The following is a 3,367-nucleotide window of genomic DNA, read 5'->3' as shown; positions in this document are numbered from 1 at the left end:
GGCGTCACGCGCTGCCCGTCGACCGTGCGGCTCACCGCGACCGCCTGCAGCGACTCGACCAGGATGACGATGACGCTGCGGCCCTTCGCCTTGCCGGCGGTCGGCCCGGACGCAACGCCCGAGGGGAACCCGGCGACCTCCTCGACGCGCTTCTGCACGCCGGCCGGGTCGCTCGCGTCCACGGTCACGCGTGACTGCACGCGGCTGCGCGCGAACCGGATCACCTGCGCGTTGAACAGGCCGTGGCGGTAGGCGGCCGATGAGGCATCCGGCGTCGGCTTCACGGTGCCGTAGGCGACGTTGCCGAGCATCGCGAGCGCCGCGACCCACGTGACCGCCTTGCGCGCCGCGCCGGGCATCGCCTGCGCGAAGAAGTCCGGCACGAAGCGCCCCGCGAGCCACAGCAGCGGCAGGTCGGCGAAGACGAGCAGGTACGCCGGACGGAAGAGCTGCGCCACGCTCGCGCCGACGTCGGACAGGTTGCCCGCCCACGCGAGGGACTCGTACGACGGCACGCGCCCGAAGTAGCCCTGATACACGAGCACGGCCGCCAGCAGGGCGGAGATCACGCCGTCGGCCACCAGCGTGCCGACCGCCGTCGGCTGACGCCGCGCGTCGAGCAGCGCGGCGACGAGCAGCACGAAGCACAATTCACCGACGAGGAACGGGACGATGCCCCAGGAGCCGAACGCGACGCGCCGGACGATGAGGACCTTCACCGCGAGGATGACCGTGAGATACGGCAGCGAACGCTTCAGCAGCACGTCGGCGCGCCCCTAGTACGACGGCAGTGCGATGAAGAGGAAGTAGTCCCTCGACCTCAGCTCGATACGGACACCGTACGCGTGCCCGGGTGACATGTCGACCCGGACGGTGTCGCGCACCATCCGCCCGCCGACGTCGGCCGACGCAGCGATCCGGTAGGTGTCGGCGATCGGCGTGAGCGCGGCGCGGAACGTGCCGTCCGCCGCGCTCGACAGACTCGCCACCTGCTGGCCGGTGGAGTCACGCGTCACCACGACGGTCGCGCCGCGGACCGGCTTGCCGGTGTCCTCGACGACGGTGCCGTAGAGCACCATCTCGCCGGCGGTGGCCTGCGTGTCGCTCACCTCGACCGCCATCGACCTGCCGGGCGGGGTGAGGATCAGGCTCGCGATACCGAGCACGATGAGCACGGAAGCCCCCGTGAGCACGACGTCCAGCACCACGGCGCGCGTGCGCCTCTTGCGGTCACCCGCCCGTCTGTCGACCCGTGGCGTCACTCGCCCCTCCTTCACGGCAGCACCGCCGCGATCTGGCCCTGCGCGGCGTCGGACACCGCGACCGTCCCTCCATATATCGTCACTTCGTCGACCAGCCCTGAGTCCGCCCAGCCCTCGAGCGAGGTGCGTGACGAGGCGTTCAGCGACGCGGTCTCGGTCAGCAGCAGCATGCCGCCCCAGTGCCCGATGGCCGGCCCGCCCACCACGGCGTCAGGGAATCTCGTGCCACACACGAACCCGATGCGATCGGGCATCGCGAGGTAGTGCGAGACGGCGTATCCGTCGATCAGCGTAGCGGTCTCGTAGCGGGTCGGCCCGCCCAGGCGCACCACGTCCGGCCCGAACGCCAGGCCTTCGATCTGCGTGGCGACGGCCGCCGGGACCGCGCCGGTCCCGCCGGCCACGATGATGGTGGCCGGGCTCGCCGCGTTCAGCGAGGCGCGCACGGTGGTCGGCAGGCCGGAGGACCGGGTCAGCAGCACCGGGTACGCGTGCTGGTACGCGATCGGCGAGACGGACAGCGCGTCCGGGTAGAGGTCCCCGCGCGCCACGAACGCGAGCGGGGGCGCGGTCGCGCGAAGGCCGAGCACCGCGTTCGCGACCACCGCCGACGTGTCGTACCGGTCGGCCCCCGCATACCGGTAGGTCGCGTAGCCGAGGGCGTCGAGCTGGTCTCGGATCGCCTCGGACACGGCCGCGGACCCGCCCACGATGTGCACGTCCGTGACGCCGAGCCGCTCGAGTTCGGGCACCACCCCGGCGGGCAGCGACGCCACCGGCGTGAGCAGGACGGGGCAGCCGAGGATGCCGGCCAGGCCGGAAGCGGCCAGCGCGTCCGGGAACTTCTCGCCGGTGGCGAGCACCGCGTCGCGTGACGTCCCGGCCGGGTACGACTGCGCGGATGCCGCGATGGCGGTCTCGTAGCGCGTCGCGCCGGCGGCGCGGCCGATCGTCGGGGTCGAGGTCGCCGGCGCGATCGTCCAGGTGGCCGTGTACGCGCCGGAGCCGAGGCCGCAGTAGACGTGCAGGTAGTACGTGCCGGCCTGCGCGCAGTCGAACTCCAGCTGCTCGGGATAGGTCACCCCGACGGACGCCGCCGCCAGGTCGAACTCGTCGAGGGACTGCGCGGTGGGCCACAGCAGGAACAGGTCGATGTCCGTGCCGGCCGCGCCCGTCACCTCGACCGACAGCCGGTCGCCCGGCGCCAGCGCGACCGAGAACGCATCCGACGGGTCGGTCGATGCGTTCAACGTGCCCGCTATCGGCGACGCGGGGATCGGCGTGCTCGTGATGGCCGCGGCGCGGAGCCGGGCTGTGGAGACGGTGCGCTTGGGGCCCGGGGCAGCAGGCGCCGCATGCACGCTCGCCGAGGCCGACGCCCACAGCGCGAGCGCGACCGCGAACGCCGACAGCGCCCGCATCACCGCCGGCCGGCCGAGGGCGACCACGCGCGCGCCCACGTCACACCGCCGCTTCCGACCGCACACGCGCGGTCTTCGCCCACCCGTCGCGCCGCGTGGCGATGCGCCACAACGCCCAGGTCTGCGAGAGCAGCATCGTGTACGTGTACGCCGTGAAGATCGCGGCGATCGCGGGCAGCCAGCGGCCCTTGAACGGGTCCAGCGAGCGGGCCTGGTACGAGATGATGAAGACGGACAGCGGGGCGATTGACAGCAGGAACTTGATCGTGGTCCGGACCGACTCGTCGGAGATCGTGTGCAGGAACCGCGACTCGACCAGAACGAGGTCCGCGCCGGCCAGCACGCCGAACAGCGGGCCGGCGGCGACGAGCCACACGTAGCAGCCCAGGAACAGGTAGATGAGCAGGTCGAGGCGGGTGGCCCACGGAACGTTCCTCGCGCGCGCGAGGTGCGGCGCATGCGTCCAGCACTGGTAGTGCCCCTGGATCCAGCGCGTGCGCTGACGGAACAGCGACTTGAAGTCGAGCACCGCCTGCTGGGCGACCCACGCCGACAGGCAGAACCGGATGCGCCAACCGTTGCGCGTGAGCGTCAGGCCGAGGTCCAGGTCCTCGGTCAGGCAGTCCGACCACGGGGCGTCGCCGACGCTCTGCAGCGCCGAGAGCCGGGTGAACTGCCCGTTGC

4 protein-coding genes are annotated in these 3,367 nt (G+C 72.3%); all 4 read right to left on the bottom strand.

The features are described from left to right. Positions 1 to 764 (bottom strand): hypothetical protein (locus tag FDZ70_08075; protein TLM72988.1); only part of this gene is annotated, 764 nt, incomplete at its 3' end. Positions 765 to 776: 12 nt separating this feature from the next. Continuing rightward, positions 777 to 1,208: a carboxypeptidase regulatory-like domain-containing protein gene (locus FDZ70_08070; GenBank protein ID TLM72987.1), complete on the bottom strand. Its 432-nt coding sequence runs from the start codon at positions 1,206 to 1,208 to the stop codon at positions 777 to 779. A gap of 65 nt (positions 1,209 to 1,273) precedes the next feature. Next, the gene (locus FDZ70_08065) at positions 1,274 to 2,722 is read right to left on the bottom strand and encodes a hypothetical protein (protein TLM72986.1); all 1,449 of its coding nucleotides are present in this window, start codon (positions 2,720 to 2,722) and stop codon (positions 1,274 to 1,276) included. A 1-nt stretch (position 2,723) separates the two neighbouring features. After that, on the bottom strand, positions 2,724 to 3,367 hold a 644-nt coding region (locus FDZ70_08060), incomplete at its 5' end, for a glycosyltransferase family 2 protein (protein ID TLM72985.1).

The sequence above is a fragment of the Actinomycetota bacterium genome (assembly GCA_005774595.1).
Lineage (GTDB): Bacteria > Actinomycetota > Coriobacteriia > Anaerosomatales > D1FN1-002 > D1FN1-002.
The sequence above is the reverse complement of the archived record's forward strand: the minus strand, read 5'-3'. Positions and strand labels throughout refer to the sequence as shown.